This window comes from Desulfomonile tiedjei DSM 6799 (assembly GCF_000266945.1).
GTDB lineage: Bacteria > Desulfobacterota > Desulfomonilia > Desulfomonilales > Desulfomonilaceae > Desulfomonile > Desulfomonile tiedjei.
Genome location: NC_018025.1, coordinates 787,750 through 806,091, shown reverse-complemented (window position 1 = coordinate 806,091; position 18,342 = coordinate 787,750). Strand labels below are relative to the sequence as shown.

Here is an 18,342-nt window from a genome sequence, read left to right as displayed (position 1 = left end):
CCACAACCTGCGCTCAGTGCGTTCTCAGGGAGTTAATCATGCATATTTCCGAAGGAGTTCTCAGTGCACCGGTATTGCTCACGGGAGCAGGGCTTACTGCTGTTGGTACGGCTGTCGGACTCAAGAAAATAGATTACGACCAGCTTCCCACGTTAGGTCTCTTCGCCTCAGTTTTTTTCGTCGCTTCGCTCATTCATGTCCCCCTGGGGCCTTCCTCCGTTCATCTCATACTCAATGGAATTTGCGGACTTCTCCTGGGATGGAGCGCTTTTCCGGCCATTTTGGTAGGTCTTGTTCTCCAGGCAGTCCTATTTCAGTTCGGAGGGCTCACCGTTCTGGGAGTGAACACTTTTAACGTCGCGTTTCCGGCTGTCCTTCTCGGAGGACTCTGCCGGAATTGCTTACATTCGGATTTCACTTTGGTGCGCTGTGTGTGCGTTTTTGCCTGCGGAGCATGCTCAGTCCTGCTCACGGCTGTGTGTGTGGCAATCTGTTTAACAGCCACAGGTGAATCTTTTGCTTCTGCAGCCACCTTGGTGATTCTCGCTCATTTGCCGGTTGCGGGAATTGAAGGCATTCTTACTGTATTCTGTGTGGAGTTTATCCGGAAGGTCAGACCGGAAATCCTACCAGCTAATTCTCCGGCGTAAAACTGCTTGAACGAAGTTCCGGTTTGAGACAACGGCGCATGAAGATGAGATATCTCATACCACTTCGCAGCTATGCACATAAGATAGCCTTTACGATTCTTGAAGATTGCGGACGTCAACGTCCAACAGTCCTGCCCCGTGGCGACAGTCGACGGCGACAACGTTCAGAGGTTGCGATTGGAGTTAATCGGGGGTATCCTGACAGAGATCGTTACTAAGCCACGTGATTGAACTCATGCGGTGATTCAGCAATGGATGCGGATCCGTCTTGGGAAATTATTAACAAACCAAAATTATGTCACAAAACAGGAGGGTTCAGATGAAACGATCCTTAATAAGTCCGCTCATGGTTGCCATTCTTCTGCTCATCGTCGTCACTTCCCTCACTGGTTTCGCCGCGACCAGTGAAGAAGTGTCGAGTTCGTGCGTTGCTCCCGCCCGAGGTCCCATCCTCGCCATGGCGCAGGAGTCGGCTGGTGGTCAGATTCAGACTCCTATGACACCAACGCAGCCTATTGCGAAGGTCGGCAAACCTGCGCCCGACTTCGAGGCCAATGCGTTTGTCAACGGTCAGTTCAAGAACATCAAGCTGTCCGACCTTAAGGGTAAATGGGTGGCGCTCTGCTTCTATCCTGGGGATTTCACCTTCGTTTGACCGACGGAACTCACGGCAGTTGCCGCGAAATACGATGAACTCAAGTCACTGGGCGTCGAAGTGCTGGCTCTCAGCACTGATAGTCGTTTCTCGCACAAGATATGGCAGGAAACCGAGCTGTCCAAGATGATCCCCGGCGGCGTTCCATTTCCAATGCTGTCAGATGCGGGAGGACTGATCGGCAAGATTTACGGGATTTATGACCAGGAGTCCGGGGTCAACATTCGTGGAAGATTTATAATTGACCCGGATGGAACAATCCAGGCAATGGAAATCTTAACCCCGTCAGTGGGACGAAATGTTTCTGAACTGATCCGACAGGTAAAAGCATTTCAGCACGTGCGACAGTCAGGAGAGGCTACCCCATCCGGTTGGCAGCCGGGAAAGCCGACCTTAAAACCAGGCCCCGAACTGGTGGGAAACGTGTGGAAGGTCTGGAAGCCTGATAAGGCTTTCTAATCGCCAGTGGAAGCCCTTACTACCAAGGACGAGGACCGTTGCTTTTTTCGGGATTGCTTTGGCTCAGAAATCCGGTTCCCGTTCCTGCGTACCGCGGTCTCATACGGACTTGCGATGAAGATAGTTCTTACTGAAGCGGAAGCACGGACCTGCAGGGCAGGTCCGTGGCACCCAAAACTGCTGTCAGTCTCGGTACGGGGGTGCCACTGACCTGCGGAGCCAGGTCAGTGTAGTTCGCATCTTGAATGCAAAATAGTATCAGAGGCATGCGAGCGATGTCCCCTGCTGGGGATAGAAAGAAAGCTACGCTGATCGTCATCGTCATCCCCTCTCGTTCGGTAAACTGCTAAGAGGAGTACGGAAAGATCAGGCAATGGCAAGGATGGTGAAAATGCCTGTCCCTGGGGATTATGGCACAGGTGGCTCGTGCTGCTGGCAGAATGGTAATGCGCCAGCCACCGGGGTTCCACAAACCTTGCAAAGTCCTCTCCTGACCGGATCGTCAATCCTGTTACATTCTGCATAGATCTCTTCCGCTTTTCTTTCCGATTCGGCTCTCTTTTTCTGTTCTTCTGTCATCTCGGTCATGCTTGCACCTCCACTGCATCATCTTATGCTTTAGACGACGAAAAGAGAGAAAAGGGTTCAGGGTCCAGGCGCGAGACATTTTTTGCAATAAATCCGGATTATCTCGCTGCTAAAAGTAAAACGGAAAAAACCACACTGGTGCCGGCAAGAGCATAGTCGGAGCGCTTCATCTCATAATGGTGCAGGATGTAGAATTTTCCCCTAAAACCTCTGCATCTCATGGATTGAAGGATTCTCTTGGAGCGATCGAAGCTCCTCACCAGAAGCATTCCTACCAGGTAGGCATAAGCTCGATACGTGTGCATATCTGTCTTGGGTTTGAAGCCCCTCATCTTCATGGCATTTACCAGACGATGATATTCCTCGTGGATGACATGTATGTAACGAAAACAGAAGAAGAACAGATGCACAAGCTTATCGGGTACCCACAAGTGGCTTAGAGCGTGCACCAGCGTAAATATCGAGGATGTACCGAGGAGAGCGATGACCATGAGAATAATGGAATTAGACTTTAACGTGATGAGCAATGCAGCGAGTATGCCTTCGCTTTGGACAGTGAGAGGCCCCAGGGTGTAGATCGTGTGACCCGGTGTGGTGAAGGGAAGGAAAAACCAGATGAACACAATGAAACCATTCACAATTGCCAGGCGAGACAACACTTTTCCAAAACTGACCCGGGCACATGCAAGCAGAATCAACGGCAATACCAGACTCAACGCAGTCCCAGGCAAATGCTGATTCAGCGCCACTACAACGGAGAAGATAAAAGTCACTAGTATCTTTGCACGGGGGTCCAGGTTGTGAACCCAGGAGTCTCCGAGCGCGAATTCTTCCAGTTCCATATAAATGCATCCTCTTATAAGTTTAATTCTTACCTGACCGGTTGCGACCCCAGAAAAAGGCTGCGATACCGACTATACCCACAATCCATCCGATGCCTCCAACGATGTCGTTGATTCTGGGGCCGCTATTCTTCTCTTCCAACAAGAGCTTTTCTTGTCTTCCCAGCATTCTCACAAGGGGTTCAAGCTTCTTGTCCATAGCCGATTCCAGGACTGCCGAAAGGGCAGCCTGGTCCAGGACTTGAACGGAGGCTGCTTTTGCAGGCTCGGGTACAGCCTCTGACCGGTCCCTGGGAGCTTGTTCCTGCGCCGGTTCCACTTCCTTCGCTGGTTTCGCTTTCTTTGGAGAACTGGGGAGGTCCGATGAACTTAGAGTATATTCGGCCTTGTGCCCCATACCGGCCTCAAGCACAAATTTCAACCCGCCCGTGAATGCCGGCAGGTCTGCAAGCTTAAAGGAATAGATCCCGTCTTTACCGGTTTTGCCCTCATGTATCTTTTTACCGGTTTCATCGAAAACTTCGACCACAGAATCCTGGGCCTTTGATTTAGCGCTAAAGTAACCTTCCACGACCACCCGGTCTCCTTCAACATAGGCAAACAGGTTCACTTTGTGGGCATGAACCGGTACCGTCATAAAAACAATTCCCAACACGAAAGCTATGCAGACCGCAAATATCTTTGGTTCTATGACGGAATAGATCTTGAGTGCCTTCACTCTCGTCCTCCTGTTTGAAATCATCGATCCTGGTCACAGAGTTTCCGATCTCGGAGAGGAACTCTCCTGGCCATACTAATTTGCATTCAACCCCCCCATTCCCCCTCTTTAATAAAAGGGGGGCAGAGGGGTTTTTCGTCTAACTCTGAAAGCAAATCGGTATCAGTGCGCCTCTCCAACGATCGCAAAAACTCTTCCCGGTCGATTTCAAAGCATCTCCGGCCTGACTTTTCGGATGAACTCGATAATGAAGATGGTTATTATCCCTTCCAAAATCATGACCGGAATATGTGCCACCACTATCAGCTTCGCGGCGGTATCGATAGATTCACCGAGAGCCAGCACAAGAGAGACTGCAACCATGAACCCGGATAGCAAAACCGCTCCCGCTCCCGTCAGGAATTCGGCCACTGCACGCACTGCCGTCTGCGGGCTCTTGATGAAACGACGACATGCATAACCCAGAATTACAGCGGGAAATGCCATATTGAACGTGTTTATCCCCAGCGTCGTCAGTCCACCGAATTCAAAGAGAATCGCCTGAAGCGTCAGGCCGACAAATATGGCAGGAAACGCGAGCCAGCCCAGCAACAGTCCACAAATCCCATTGAGTATCAGATGAGCAGCGGAAGGCCCGATTGGAACATGTATGAGCGAGGCTACAAAAAAAACGGAAGATAAAACTGCCACTTCAGGCAACTTCTCGTAGTCCATTTTCTTGAGCCCTATCGCGAGCCCCGCGACGGTGAGGATCGCCCCGGCCCCAAGCACCGGAGCGGTAAGAACACCTTCAGAAATGTGCATACCTGCCCTACTCCATGGGATACGCGTGAACCCAGAGCACCGCGCCAACTTCCACCTTTTTGTCCTGTCCTTCGTGCTTCATCGGTTTGTCGCCTTCCATGAGCGCGGCAAATCCCCACCAGCCCGCCTTGGGCATGGCAAAGGAAAAGACGCCGTTGGAGTCGGCTTTTACCACCTGAGTGACATGCGCGTCGGTCGGGGCCTTGGTCTTACCTTTTCCCCAAAATTCCACCTCAATGTCCACATCAGGAACAGGTTTGCCGTTCTTAAGCACTTGGCCCTTGAAAAGGTTGCCTGCATAGAGGCTGTACGGACGGGTCAGAGGAACGATCTCCACGGGAATGCCCACTTTTTCAGCAATCGGTTTATCCCAGCCTTCCTCCGCTCCCAACGCGTCCACGATGACTTTTGTCACATGGACGATGAACTTATCTTCAGCCGGCTCCCAATATGGCTTAGGTTGCAGAAAAAAGATGTAATCCGCGGGTTTCGTGATTTTGAAATTAGCATCCCAGGTAGACTTTCCTTCTATTTTCTTTTCTTTCAGCACCCCCAGTAGATCGACCTTCTGTTCGCCAATAACAACGCCGAATTTCTCCGGTTTATCCATCTGCATCAGAGGACCACCCTCAAACGGGTGAGTGAACTGTATTAGAAATCCAATCTCCTTCTTGTCATCCTTTCCAACCACATCCTTGGAAGGAATTATCATTGCGAAATGAGCTGAAGTTGCGGTCACCATGGCCGAAATAAGCAACATACAAAGAGCACAGAGTCCGAGAAACCTCTTCATATTTTCCTCCTTTCACACTGAAAGAATCTTTGGGCAATGGGAAATAAGGTACTACGCTACCTCAATTCGTAGCACGAGTCAAGAGTTTCGAGCATAATTCTCGCCCTGATTCTCTTGGACTTGCCATAGCCGGGGCGACAACGAGATCGGCTCTATGGCCCTATCAATGTTCGACGATTTCCGGGAAACTTTATAAAGATACTTATGATGAGTCCAATCAGTGGTAGCACCATAATGGATTGCAGTGCAGCCGGCACACCGAACCGATCGGCAATTACTCCCAGGAGCGTTACACCAATCCCCCCTGTTCCGATTGCAAACCCGGCCATGAGTCCGGAAGCGATGCCCAAATTGTTTGGTAGCAACTGTTGAGCCATGACGATGGTTACCGTGAAACTGGAAATGAGCACCATACCGATTATGCCCAGAGCCACGAATAGCATGGCACCGTGCGTCATGAGAATCAGCGGAAGCAGAAGGCTGGTCATGGCCATGGAAAAAATGAGGAACCGTTTGTACCCCCAACGATCGGCAAGGGGCGACCCCACCAGTGTGCCGATTGCCCCTCCGAGGAGGAAAACCGATACCAGTGTGCCCGCGTAAAGAGGATCTCCCTTTTCGAAATCGATGTAGTAGAATGGAATGTACGCCATCAGACCGAAGTGGATCCACGATCTCATGACCACTGCCGCGACGATCAGACCAACTGAAATCAATGCAGCCTTTGGCGGTTTGGTCCCTGAGCTTCCTCTTGCAACTGATTCGGTACGGGCCTGAGCCAGCAAGCCCCAGCTTTGAGTCAGCAACAAAAGGAATGCCACGGAAAATATGAGCATTAACGGGAGATAATCAAACCCGAAATAGGTGGCAATGAAGGTTGGAGCTACCGGACCTAGTGCCAGGCCCAAATTTCCACCCACGGTAAATACCGCCAATCCGGTCGCCATTTTGTCGCCAGTAAAGAAATGGGCTGTCTTGAACCCTTCGGGATGGTACGAAGCGATTCCGAGTCCACTGAGCACCACCAGTGCGAGAACCAAGATGTAGTGATTCGGAAGAGACAGCAAGGACAATCCCAGTCCTGCACACAGGCAGCCAGCAGGAAGCAAAAATGCCTTTTCTCTTTTATCGGAAAAATATCCGAAAAGAGGCTGAATTACTGAAGATGTAACATTCGAAGCCAGCATGATCACACCGGCCATGGTGTACGACAGGAGAAGTTTTGCTTTGAGAAAGGGCAAGATGGCCGGTAACGCACTCTGGCAAACATCAGTGGCGAAATGCCCGAAAGACAAAATGAATAGCACTTTGAGGTTAAAAGTTCTTGGAGAGGGAGCGTCGGCGCGCATTCAAAACTCCTTTACAGAATCAGTGACTGGAATCGATCAAGGCTTTGAGAACATGTCCTTGAGCGAGATTCCGGCGGACACTATAGCACTTCTCAATTGGTATTGCTCCTCCCGCCATTCACACAAGGCAGATGGTAACGGCCCACGAACTCCGGAAACGATGCTGTTAATTTTAGTGTCACTATTTCACTCAGATTCGGTTTGCATTTGTAATGGCTTCATTTCTTGAGAGTTCCAGCGCATTTTTCTGATGTACGAAGCACTCCGCGAAATGTACGGCGTCTCTGGCCCTCAAAAAATGTGGTTGACCGAATAGTAACCGGCACAGTATTCTCAGTAGCAAAATGCCTTCAGTTCAAGTCAGGAGTGAATCTCTGCCTAGCTCCAGAGGCGATTTTGCAATGTACGTTCGGGTTTGGTTACGATTTGCTGCAACCTTCATTTTTCTCGTCCCAATTGTCTCAATTGTGTTGTTCCGCCCGTCTTCAACTTTGGCCCAATCACTCTTTGCTGTGACCGATAATAGGACTCTGACACAGAAAAGCAATACGGACACTGCGATCCAAAGATATAAGCAAGAGGATGCTTTCGATCGGGGAATGGGACCCTTCTCCGGGTTCGGCGAGTCTTTGAATATTTCGGACGCATTGGTGCGAAACATCCTTCCTAAATGGGTAAACTTGGATTACGGCTTTAACATTGTTTTTAGTGATTCGCTTACGACCGGAGTATATTCCGCGGATTATTTATTGCCATTACACCGAAGCCCGCAGGAAAGCTTCTTCCTTGAGGCCCATACGGAATACCTGGGGTACCGAAGAACAAAATCTACCGCACAGACTCAATCCGAACTCCCTTCCGGTGTACCTGTCGAACTGTTAACCAGCTCTATGGTCGATTCGTACCCGAACCGGTATGACTTTTCTTTTGGTGGAGGATATCGAAGATTGTTAGCCGATTCCACTCTGGTAGGCTTCAATTCCTTTTTCGACGCATCTCGCCTTTACAATAATTGGTATTCTTCGTGGGGATGGGGCCTGGAATATTGTGCGACAGGTCCTTACGATTCGGCAATAGACTTGCATTTCAACCAGTACGGAAATTTGTTTCGGCGCCATGCATTCCTGAACGCATTTCGGGCGCAAGGGACTAGCCTTGATTTCGGCGGTGGATATTCGATGTCGCTTTTTGATGAGAGATTGGATCTCCGGCTTGGTGTCGACGGGTACATGTTTGTGTCAGATGACCGGCACTGGGGTTGGCGAGGGACTGCGGAACTCACAACACGCGATGGTCTGGCTACATTGCGCTATGAACACGGCCGTGACAGGATCGATCAATCGTACGATAGTATCGGTGCGTACATAAACCTGGCCTTCGACTCGCAAAACCTCCTGAACTGGGAAAATCCTTTCACATTACCGGAGCCCGTTTTCAAGAATTCCCGCAATATGGAGAGGAATCTCACTGCCAAAGTTCGTCGAAACTGGCATCAGCCGTCAGCAGTCATACTTTCCAGATCCTCAGCAGCAGAAAGATCCATGACGCTTGTTGCACAGCGGAACTTTGCCGTTACTCTGAACGCAGGGGCAAATGGGTCAATTCTCATGCCTCTTACGGGAATCGGCCAGTCTTCAATTCCGCAGAATGTGGCCAATTCCGCCAGAAAAATCATTGTCCGATTGAACGTCAGCGGCACTTCGTTTACAAGTCTAAGAATTGGTTTGGGAAACGCGGGCTCGAATGCTTTCTACGATCAGGGAGCGCCTGACATAGGCAGCGGAAGCGGAACGTTCACGTATGAACTTACGCCCGGGCAGTTCACAGCGTTGGTGGATGCGGTTTCTTTTCGTTTTTCCTCAGGGTCAGCAGGTCTTTCGGCAACGTACAGTTTTTATGAATGATCCGATAGCAGAACCAGCATTTATAGCAAGTGTATAAAACAATGTCCAATTGCGAAAAGCACTTCTCGGCAATTGGTAGGTGCCGTGCCTCCGTGCCGGCACATTTTTCAAATAAAAATCAACCGATTCGGGCCGGCTGGGACGCCGGCCCCTACTGTTCTTTTAAAGAACAATGCGTTCAAAAGGTCAGAAATTATGTCATCTGCTACAGAATGATCGTCTCCACACTTTGAAATCATCTTTTTCGCATACAATGGAGTAGTTTTCTCTGATGGCTCGTTGCAAGGCGGGAAATCCATCGGTCGTTTTGGATCTTACTTGACAGCCGCCTTCGAGTATGAACTCCGGTTTATTTGCGAGAAATTCTTTGAGAAAACGTTGTCGCAATTCTTGAACAGTCGGGGATTGCTCATTTACGTAAAAAATAGTGTCTGTAAGAAAACGAGAACCTGAAATAGATTTCGACAAGATTGCGGCTCGATGCGCTGTACCATTATGTGCGAGCACTTGCACACTGTGAGGAGTGTCCCCTCCTGTTGTCAGACATCTCACCATTTGAACCAAATCCCTTTCAATCGATACCGGATGTCCGATAAGAGGTCGCAGTGTAAAACCGGACGGGCGAAAGAGAATTGCGCTGGATATTAGCAAAACCATAATTGGAAATGTCTTTGCCGACCTCGCCATTTCCTGACTCAGTGCCGCTATACAGAGGGAGGCGACGAGAACAAAGAAATAGAAAACCGGCAGCCAATGATATGGGAAAAATTTCCCTGCCATCGCAACATTGACGCTGTAAACAAATGCCAGAGCAGTAAGAAATAATGACCACCTTTTCTGCGATCTTGGTGCCGAAGAGAAGAATAATGTGAAATAAAGGCTTAAGGTTAGCGGAGCGATCAAAATGGCGAACCCACCAAACTTGACATAATTCTTGGCTATGAAAGCTATCCTTTCGTAGGTTGATCCACAAACGTCCCATCCTAACAAAGAATTATAGCAGGGCAAGTATTTGGTCCAAATGTCAAGAAACGGGTAAAACGCATCAGTATGGTATAACCACAAAAAAATGAGAGCCAGAGGCAACAGAAAGCCAAAAAAACCTGACAGGGATACGTATATAAGCCTCAGGAAGGATCCTTTTCGGTAAGCATCTTTCTCTCGAGCCTCTAGTTCTGCCATGAAAAGCACCACCGGCAGCCCAATAGCCGCCTGCGGCTTTATTGCGGCAGATAGTCCGAACAAAAGCCCGATGCACCAACAGGTTCTGTACAGAGATTTGTGCTTTACAGCAGCCAAAAGCACCAGGGCCAGGCTGATAGGCAAAAGCATGATGAAATCTCTCTGCAGTGACCAGTTCGGTCCGAAACTAAAGTACATGAAACCGACCAACTGAGAACCGAATAACGCTACTTGCCAGTTGAATTTTTTCCTCATCCAAAGGGCGGTCACTGTCAACAGCAGAGAAGTCAGTGCGATATCAAGAAGTCGCCATTTTAATGCCGAAACTCCGACAAGCCACACCAGAGCAGAAAAGAGCAGATGTGTGCCGGGCATTTGGAAGTCGTAAAAATCTTTGTAGGGTGTTAATCCATGTTCCGCGAAGAGATAACCGCAGTATTGCAGGTACGCTAAATCATCGACTACAGGCCATGTTATCGACTGACCCGCAATGACAAGGAAAAGCAACAAAAGTACTATCTGAAATCCCGAGAAGACGAATTCTTCCGGCTTGATATTCATGAAATTACGTAACCTGCTGAGCATCCTTATTCCAGCTCTTATTTCTGTCGCCCTCTGTCTCTGGATCGACGATACATTGTGAAGAGGAGTTCCTGACCTGTCAATACCAAAAGAGAAGAATCGGAGGAGAGAATGAGAAGCGACCTCAGATCGGCCGGTTGTCCGACCCGGAGCGGGAACGGCTGGTTCATCGCCTGGTGTTTGCACGAGGAAGAATGCGGGAGGTCGGTCATTCTTCCTCGACATTTTGTTCAGTTTACAGGAGAGCAGGATTCCCGAGAGTCATACCAATTTTGCTTTCAAAGTTAGATAAAAATCCCCTCTAACCCCCCTTTATTAAAGGGGGGAATGGGGGGATTTTGACTGCAAATTGGCATCAAAGGCTACGGATTCCAGTCAGTAACTCTCTTACAAGTCGCAATGTTTCGCCCTGGAAACGGAACTCGGTCGCTGCATCAAGCTCCTCCCGGGACAGGACTTCCCCGCGACTCGCCAGGACACCCAGTGAGGCCAGTGCCCAGTCCTCCCGTTTGATCCCCATGGACCGGAAATCCACCCGGTGCACTGCGGCAGCGGTTTCCGGAAGGTCTATTCCGGCCGCGGCGAGCACAAAGGCATCTTCCGGCAGATTCTTCAAGAGTTTGACACGTCGATTCACTCCTTCGTTGGCCAGGGCGATAACCGCCTTTGGACTTGTAGAGCCGTTATACTCTATAGGGTGAGCTGAAAGAATGACCTCACTGATAGAAGGACCACGCAACACAGTGACGTCGTATTCGTTCTTCTGACTGCAGTACATTCCTGCAGTGACACCGGCTATGGTGAGCAATTCGCCGGCAGTGACAACCCGTTGCCCGGCTGCTCCAAGGATGACGACTTCCTCGCGCCCTGCCTGGTGGCGCTTGAAGCGCACATCCACCGTCTTAGGCCGTTTCACGGATCGCTGTTGGGCTGCCTCAAATCGATACTGCTGTCCGTATTCCGGTCGTTGATTTTGAGGAACCTCGCTGCAGGACGCACCCTTAGCTTTCAACGATTCTTCAAGATGTTTGACCGTCAGTTTGTTGCGCCGCGTGTACCTGCCGGGACAAAGCTCGAGTATATCTACAACGGAAAAACCTTTGAAACGGATGGCACGCTCCAGTATATCTCCGAGGTCCGGTTGGTATGCAGAACAATCGCATACGAACGGAGCACCTGCACTTGCAGCCACTGATGTTATTTCAAGTGGCTTGTCCAGTCTGTTCAAGAATCCCGAAGCCACCACAGCTTCGTTCGGAGTGGTTACCGAGCACTGACCGCCTGTCATGCCAAAGTTGAAGTTATTCAGAACGAGAAGCGTGAGATCGAGGTTTCGCCGACAAGCTGATAGAATATGTGCGCCACCGATACCGAGCCCACCGTCTCCCATAGTCACTATCACAGTGAGATCGGGCCGGCATAGCTTAATACCCGCAGCGTATGTCAGGGCTCGACCATGAACGCCATGGAAAGCATGGGTGTTCAAGAAAACGTCGAAAAAACCCGAGCAGCCTATATCGGTCACAATGCAAATCTCGTTACCCTGAAGGCCCATTTTCACAAGGGTCTTGTCCAGAACTCTGAGCACCTTATCGTGGGAGCAACCAGGGCAGAATATGGGTGGCCGCTCATGATTGAGAAGTGTCCGTTCAGCCATGGATTACCTCCTTGATGCGATCTGGGGAAATCAAGTGGCCATCCATCTTCCCGTAGAATTCTACTCGTTTGTCTCTCAGCACTCTTTGCACTTCATGCACGTATTGTCCCAGGTTGGCTTCAATCACCACGACTCGCCTGAATGCTACGGCAGTCTCCTGAATCAATTTTTCAGGAACAGGCCACAGGGTCTTGAGCACCAGGTGCGAGACAGGCGTGCCCAATTCATCGAGTTCCCGACAAGCCTGGCGAGCCGCACGAGTCGTAATCCCATACGTTATAACCAGAGTGTCGGCTCCTGCCCGCATGTGGGCCTCGTGGAACGTGAATGTGTCGATTTCGGCTTCCAACTTTTGCTTTAACCGCTCCACCTGGGCCGCAATCTGAACCGCATCCGCAGTAATGTAGCCATTCTCGCCATGCATGGAAGAAGTTTGGCGGGAAATTACGTCATCTCCGATCGGTGCGAAATACGGAACGTGAGTGCCTGGTGCCGCCCTGAAAGGAGCGTACTCAGACCCTTTGGGGTTGTAGACCCTTTCCACTAATGCAGGTGGTTCAAAAGCCTCAAAGTCTACGGACTCGCGGGTCATGCCAATTTCCTTACTTGAGGCAATAAATACCGGACATCTCAATGTCTCAGCCAAATTGAATGCATGTATGGTGAGAATGTAGCAGTCCCGCACGTCCACCGGGGAAAGGACGATCACAGGCAATCCACCGGAATTTCCCCAGCGCAGGAACTGGATATCGCCGTCTGCACCCATAGTAGCATAGCCGGTGCTGGGCCCCAGTCGTTGAACATCAGCGATTACTACGGGTATTTCAGATCCTATTGCGAAGGAGATGTGCTCGCTGTAAAGACTGATTCCTGGACCTGACGTGGCTGTCAGCGACTTGAACCCAGCCATGGACGCTCCCAGGCAGTATCCCAGGGAAGCGATTTCGTCTTCTCCTTGCAGCACTATGCCGCCGGAAGGAGGCAAAATCCTGATCATAGTCTCGAATATTGTGGTCGCCGGAGTAATCGGATATCCGGCGAAAAAACGACATCCGGCGTCGAGAGCTCCCCACGCGACAGCCTCGTTGCCGTCCATTAACGTAAGACCCATTTCTTCAAGCTCCTGCTTATACCAATTTGATTCAAAATCCCCCCATTCCCCCCTTTAATAAAAAGGGGTTAGAGGGGATTTTCGTTTAACTTGAGAGCAAATTGGCATTAATTGCTACCATTTCGGCCAATCTCATTTCGATCCTTTTCAAGAGTGCGAAGACCTTCATAGACCTTCTCGGCTGTCACGGGTAGCGAGGTAATGTTCACGCCCACGGCATCATATATGGCATTGAGAAGAGCTGCTGCAGTCGGGCAGGCAGGCGGTTCTCCGGTGCCCTTTGCGCCGAACGGCCCCGTGGGTTCCGGCTCTTCGACGATGATTGGCACGACGGGAGGAGCATCGAGCGCAGTCGGAAGAAGGTACGTGCCAAAGCCGGTCGTAGTTAACTGACCATCCTTGTACACCAATTCCTCCATGGTCCCGTATCCGAGGCCCATTACCACTCCTCCCTCAATCTGCCCTTCTACTCCCATGGGATTGACGGCCTTTCCCACATCATGCGCTGCTATGACACGGATGATGTCAAACTCGCCAGTCTCGGTGTCTACTTCAACTTCCACCGCTTGAGCAGCGTACGAATAAGCTCCGTAAGGGATGCCGGCTCCAGTTTCCTGATCCAGCATCTCCGGAGTTGGCGGGTTGAAGGAGCCCCATGCAGAGGTTAGAATGCCTCGGGCACGCAGATTACGGCAAATGTGTTCGACCGTGGTGCCGGAATCGGGAGCCCCCTGAACGTACACCAGGCCGTCAAATATGACGAGATCCTCTCCCCTGGCCTCTAAGTCATCCTCTGCTTGCTTCAGAATTAGCTCCTTCACTTTTTCTGCTGCAATGCGCACCGCATTTCCCGACACATACGTCTGCCGACTGGCGGAGCTCATACCGGCCTCAGGGGTTGTGAGCGTGTCTGCGGATTCGATGAACACTACTTCAGGCTTCAAGCCCAGCGCCATCGCGGCGATCTGGACCAGTACCGTGTCCGAACCCTGCCCCAGGTCGGCTGCTCCGCAACGCACAAGACAAGAACCGTCCTCCAGCAACTCCACGTACGCGCTGGATGGATTGGGTTTCGCTGTATTGCCCATACCAAAGTAAATGCAAGCAAGACCTACTCCGCGCTTCTTCATCTTATCCCTCCATTTCCCGTGAAGGGAGGTGGCCGGTCACTCGCTCCAGAGTTTCCAGGGCTCCTACGCCGGCCTCCAAAACTTGTTGGGTGACAGTGGACGACCCCGGACGCACCATGTTGATCCTGCGTATTTCAACAGCGGAAAGCCCGCATCTTCGGCCAATCTCATCCATGAGTGGCTCATGGCAAGGAGACATCTGAGGTGCCCCAAAGCCACGCATCGCGCCGGCAATAGGAGTGTTGGTGTACACGGCATATGAATCGACCCACACGTTCGGGCAATCGTACGGACCAAGGGCCATAGTGGCCGAGCGAGTAAGCACCGCCGGTCCGAATGATGCATAAGCGCCGGTATTCCCGATGATTTCGGCCTTTGCTGCAGTGAGCCTTCCCTCTCTTGTGGCTCCAAAAGTGTACTGAAGGTAAAACGCATGGCGCTTGGTGCTGGTACGCAGCGACTCTTCCCGGCTCCACACCATCTTGACAGGTCGGCCGGTCAGATAGGTACCCAACGCGACGAAGTGCTGCAGGAGCAAATCTATCTTACCGCCGAATCCGGCGCCCGTTGTAGCCTGTATCACCCTGATCCGGCTGATGGGGAACTTCAACATACGAGCGATTTCATGGCGCAGGTAGTGCGGCCCCTGACTGCAGCATTCCACCACGAGCATCTCACCATCCCAATAAGCAAGAGCCGCCTCCGGTTCGATATAAGCATGATCCACAGACTGAGTCGTGAAACTGCGCTCCACAATCACATGGGCCTCGGCAAATCCTTTATCGATGTCGCCCTTTCTCATTTTGCGGTAGAGCAGCACGTTTCCGTTGTCATGCACCTTCACGGCATCGGGGCTCATAGCCTCCCTGGGGTCGAAGACAGCCGGAAGCTCTTCGTAAGTGACATGCACCGCGTTCACGGCAAGCCGCGCCAACCTTCTGGTCTCAGCCACAACAATAGCAACAGGCTCACCGGCGAACCGCACGACCTCACGGGTCAGGAATGGCTGATCCTTTATGTTCACGCCGTACAAGGTCTCTCCCTGGATATCATGACCGGTAATGACCCTATGTACTCCGGCCATAGCCAGAGCGGCCCCCGGATCAATGGAGAGTATCCTGGCATGAGGGTACGGACTGACCGCCATAGCGGCGTGGAGCATATCGGCTCTGCCGATATCTGCTGCAAACTTCGCCGCGCCTAGCACCTTGGGCAATCCATCTACTTTGATCAAAGAGCGACCGACAGGAGGGCATCCGGGAGCATCTTCAGGAGCTTCCGGGGTTTCTCCTCTCAGCTCTGCCGCGGCAGCCATCACGGCCTTGACAACTTTGGTGTAACCGGTACATCGACAAAGATTGCCGGTGATTGCTTCTTTCACCTCTTCCGGAGTGGGGTTGGGATTTCGGTCAAGGAACGACTTGCACGTCATCAACAGGCCTGGAGTACAAAACCCGCACTGGATTGCCCCGAGCTTCAGAAACCAACTCTGGAGTGGATGCAGTCGATTCTGCGCTCCCAGGCCCTCGATGGTTTCCACACTTCGCCCATGGATTGCCTTGGCCGGGTAGATGCAAGATGCCACAGGTTCTCCATCGATCAGCACCGTGCAGGCTCCGCATTCGCCGTTTCCACAGCCTTCCTTGGTTCCGGTCAATTTCAGGTCGTCCCGCAGGATTTCCAGTAACAGGGCGTCTTCGGCCACTCTGACCGTGCGCATCACATTGTTGACGCTGAAAGTTATTGTAGTTTCATTCATGGGGCACTCTATCCACTTGCTTCAAAGCATCCCGTAGAGCCCTCCGCACCAGGACAACGACCATATCCTTGCGGTACGCCGAGCCACCGCGTAACGAACTACCAGGCTTCGCATCCTCGCCAGCCAGAGCGGCTGCTTCTTCAATACTCCTGCTCGAGATTTCTCGTCCCGAGATAACCTCTTCCGCACGTTTGGCTCGCCACGGAACAGGAGCGACCGGAGCCGCAACGATGCGAACAGCCTGGAAGCGCTCGCCTGCTTTGTCCAGATCTATCCAAACCGCTGCTGAGAGAATCGGAAGGGTGAATGCTTTGCGTTTGGCCATACGGGTCATGGCACTGGCCCCACAGGGAGCAAGATCGGCCTTTACGATAAATTCTGTGACCACCTCACGAGTCGGATCTATCGCGCTCTCGCCGACCCGACGGAAAAGATCTTCAACGAGTGCTATCCTCTCGCCACGCGCGGACACGATACGAGCGCGAGCGCCGAGAGCCACCAGAGGAACCGACGTATCCGCTGCAGGGAGAGCGTTAACGACATTGCCGCCGATGGTGGCAACGGTTCTTATTTGAGGCGATCCTAACCAGCCGGCTCCTTGCGCCAGAGCCCGAGCTTTTAACCCGATAAGCGGTGAGTTTGAGATCTCTGAAATGGTTGTTGCGGCCCCGATATGGATGTCGTCACCAATCTGCTTGATTCCTCGCATGGCATCGATTCTGGTGACATCCAGCAAGGTCAGCGGCTGCGAAGGCATATCCGTTTCTTTCAGCCGCACGATCAGATCGGTTCCGCCTGCGACCACTCTGCCTCGGCCATCAAGTTGGCCAAGGCTCTCGAGCAACTCAGGAAGGTTGCTCATCACGTGATAGTTTTGCCAGCGCACGTTCGTAAACCTCATTGGGACTAGGCCCGGTTCACACGACGTTTATTTCGATTGCTCCTGCTTGGGGGCAGACTGAGAGACATCCGCCACAGCCGATGCAATTTTCTTCAAGCACGTGTGTTTTTTCGCCACCATCTTGCATGGCGTTATAGAAACATGCGTCCAAACAGCGTTTACAGCCGATGCAGGCGTCTTCGATAACTCGAGCTTTTTCGGAGGGCATGTTCGCATACGGTAAAGCTGCTTCCGCTGCGATTCCCTTCATTTGGGCCAGGCTCTTATATCCTTTAGCATCCATCCATTCTTCGAGCCCCTTGACCTGCTTGCCCAACCACTCATAGCCGTAAACCATGACGGCAGAGCACATCTCCACGATATCCGCTCCACTCATGACGAACATGACAATGTCACGCCAGTCGTACGCGCCGTTCGTGCCTGCAATAGCCACTCGCTCCTTGTATGCCAGGTAGACTTCTCGTATCCATCTAAGGGTGAGGGGTTTTACCCACGGTCCGCCGATTCCCGCTTGACCCCAAATGAGTGGCTTTCCGCTCTCAATATCAGGCACAAATCCGATAAATCGGTTCGTCAATGTGACCGCTTTCGCCCCTACATCAAGGAGACGGCCCGAGAATCCGACGAGATCGTTCACCTGGGGTGTCACCTTGATCATCACTGGTATGCGCACTGCTTCTGCGACCGCCTGGGTGATCTCGCAGGCATAATTGAAATCCTGGCCTACATTCATACCGGTTCTGACTCCGGGCATCATTTTGGGGTGAGGGCATCCGAAGTTGCACTCGAGCAGAGGTACGCCTACGTCTTCCATCTGCTTTGCCAGTTCGACCCATCCGGATATCTCGGTGGAACCGATACTACCGACCACGACTGCATCATTGTCAGCAGCAAACTTAAGTGTTTTCCGTATTTCCGGCAGAAACTCCTCCGGGGTTTCAAGCGCCAGGCCGCTTCGCCCGTATAGACTGAACGCTCGCGGAACTTTGCCATGACACACCTCATGACGTTGGTCAAGAAAACGCCATTTGGAGCGAGTTGTGAGCTCACGCATCGCAGGTGAGTCTGTCATTGTCTTAGCGATTACACCACCGGCACCTGCTTCGATGCACTTGTTCATATTGCCGGCATTTAAAGTAGGTTCGGCGGATGCTGCTAATACGGGATTCTTGATACGTACTCCACAAAATTGGACTGATAGATCAGCCATGTTCTAAACTCCTCGTTACTCCCTCTGTTTCGATTGGTTTGAAACAGA

At 51.6% G+C, this 18,342-nt stretch carries 17 protein-coding genes; 3 read left to right on the top strand and 14 right to left on the bottom strand.

All coding sequences use genetic code 11. The annotated features are described in order from the left end of the window. The first annotated feature begins 38 nt into the window (after positions 1-38). Together cbiM (DESTI_RS03500) and prxU are read left to right on the top strand one after the other, a co-directional pair. Complete coding sequence (gene cbiM / locus DESTI_RS03500; protein WP_014808586.1) at positions 39-650, top strand: cobalt transporter CbiM; 612 nt, start codon at positions 39-41, stop codon at positions 648-650. Positions 651-1,107: 457 nt separating this feature from the next. Beyond that, entirely contained in the window at positions 1,108-1,764 is a 657-nt protein-coding gene (gene prxU / locus DESTI_RS29705) for a thioredoxin-dependent peroxiredoxin (RefSeq protein ID WP_237671478.1), read from the top strand. 127 nt (positions 1,765-1,891) lie between these two features. Here prxU and DESTI_RS03485 read toward each other — a convergent pair whose 3' ends face one another. The 7 genes from DESTI_RS03485 to DESTI_RS03455 form a co-directional block, all read right to left on the bottom strand. After that, complete coding sequence (locus DESTI_RS03485) at positions 1,892-2,083, bottom strand: hypothetical protein (protein WP_014808584.1); 192 nt, start codon at positions 2,081-2,083, stop codon at positions 1,892-1,894. Between the two features lie 89 nt (positions 2,084-2,172). Beyond that, a complete protein-coding gene (locus DESTI_RS03480) occupies positions 2,173-2,352 on the bottom strand; it encodes a hypothetical protein (protein ID WP_014808583.1) in 180 nt (59 codons plus the stop codon). Between the two features lie 98 nt (positions 2,353-2,450). After that, positions 2,451-3,194: a cobalt ECF transporter T component CbiQ gene (gene cbiQ, locus DESTI_RS03475; protein WP_014808582.1), complete on the bottom strand. Its 744-nt coding sequence runs from the start codon at positions 3,192-3,194 to the stop codon at positions 2,451-2,453. 22 nt (positions 3,195-3,216) lie between these two features. Then, positions 3,217-3,912: a NikL family nickel/cobalt ECF transporter subunit gene (locus DESTI_RS03470; RefSeq protein WP_014808581.1), complete on the bottom strand. Its 696-nt coding sequence runs from the start codon at positions 3,910-3,912 to the stop codon at positions 3,217-3,219. Between the two features lie 207 nt (positions 3,913-4,119). Continuing rightward, positions 4,120-4,716 carry a cobalt transporter CbiM gene (cbiM, locus tag DESTI_RS03465; RefSeq protein ID WP_014808580.1) on the bottom strand — a complete coding sequence of 199 codons (597 nt, stop codon included), beginning with the start codon at positions 4,714-4,716 and terminating at the stop codon, positions 4,120-4,122. Between the two features lie 7 nt (positions 4,717-4,723). Further along, positions 4,724-5,509 (bottom strand): DUF4198 domain-containing protein, encoded by a 786-nt coding sequence (locus DESTI_RS03460; protein WP_014808579.1) that lies wholly within the window; start codon positions 5,507-5,509, stop codon positions 4,724-4,726. Between the two features lie 152 nt (positions 5,510-5,661). After that, positions 5,662-6,858: an MFS transporter gene (locus DESTI_RS03455; protein WP_014808578.1), complete on the bottom strand. Its 1,197-nt coding sequence runs from the start codon at positions 6,856-6,858 to the stop codon at positions 5,662-5,664. 650 nt (positions 6,859-7,508) lie between these two features. Here DESTI_RS03455 and DESTI_RS03450 point away from each other — a divergent pair. After that, positions 7,509-8,762, top strand: a complete 1,254-nt coding sequence (locus DESTI_RS03450; RefSeq protein ID WP_169316369.1) for a hypothetical protein — start codon at positions 7,509-7,511, stop codon at positions 8,760-8,762. A gap of 198 nt (positions 8,763-8,960) precedes the next feature. Here DESTI_RS03450 and DESTI_RS03445 read toward each other — a convergent pair whose 3' ends face one another. From DESTI_RS03445 to DESTI_RS03410, 7 genes are all read right to left on the bottom strand, one after another. Then, positions 8,961-10,505 carry a glycosyltransferase family protein gene (locus tag DESTI_RS03445; RefSeq protein WP_014808576.1) on the bottom strand — a complete coding sequence of 515 codons (1,545 nt, stop codon included), beginning with the start codon at positions 10,503-10,505 and terminating at the stop codon, positions 8,961-8,963. Between the two features lie 376 nt (positions 10,506-10,881). Next, positions 10,882-12,183, bottom strand: a complete 1,302-nt coding sequence (locus DESTI_RS28365) for a thiamine pyrophosphate-dependent enzyme (RefSeq protein WP_014808575.1) — start codon at positions 12,181-12,183, stop codon at positions 10,882-10,884. Continuing rightward, positions 12,176-13,294, bottom strand: a complete 1,119-nt coding sequence (locus DESTI_RS03430) for a transketolase C-terminal domain-containing protein (protein ID WP_014808574.1) — start codon at positions 13,292-13,294, stop codon at positions 12,176-12,178. The genes DESTI_RS28365 and DESTI_RS03430 overlap by 8 nt, the downstream gene beginning before the upstream one ends. 107 nt (positions 13,295-13,401) lie before the next feature. Continuing rightward, a complete protein-coding gene (locus DESTI_RS31575; RefSeq protein WP_014808573.1) occupies positions 13,402-14,424 on the bottom strand; it encodes a xanthine dehydrogenase family protein molybdopterin-binding subunit in 1,023 nt (340 codons plus the stop codon). Between the two features lies 1 nt (position 14,425). After that, on the bottom strand, positions 14,426-16,183 hold the full coding sequence (locus tag DESTI_RS31570) for a molybdopterin cofactor-binding domain-containing protein (RefSeq protein WP_014808572.1): 1,758 nt from the start codon (positions 16,181-16,183) through the stop codon (positions 14,426-14,428). After that, positions 16,176-17,069: an FAD binding domain-containing protein gene (locus DESTI_RS03415; RefSeq protein WP_014808571.1), complete on the bottom strand. Its 894-nt coding sequence runs from the start codon at positions 17,067-17,069 to the stop codon at positions 16,176-16,178. Before DESTI_RS03415 ends, DESTI_RS31570 begins: the two co-directional genes overlap by 8 nt. 31 nt (positions 17,070-17,100) lie before the next feature. Next, complete coding sequence (locus DESTI_RS03410; RefSeq protein WP_014808570.1) at positions 17,101-18,294, bottom strand: 4Fe-4S dicluster-binding protein; 1,194 nt, start codon at positions 18,292-18,294, stop codon at positions 17,101-17,103. Between the last annotated feature and the right edge of the window lie 48 nt (positions 18,295-18,342).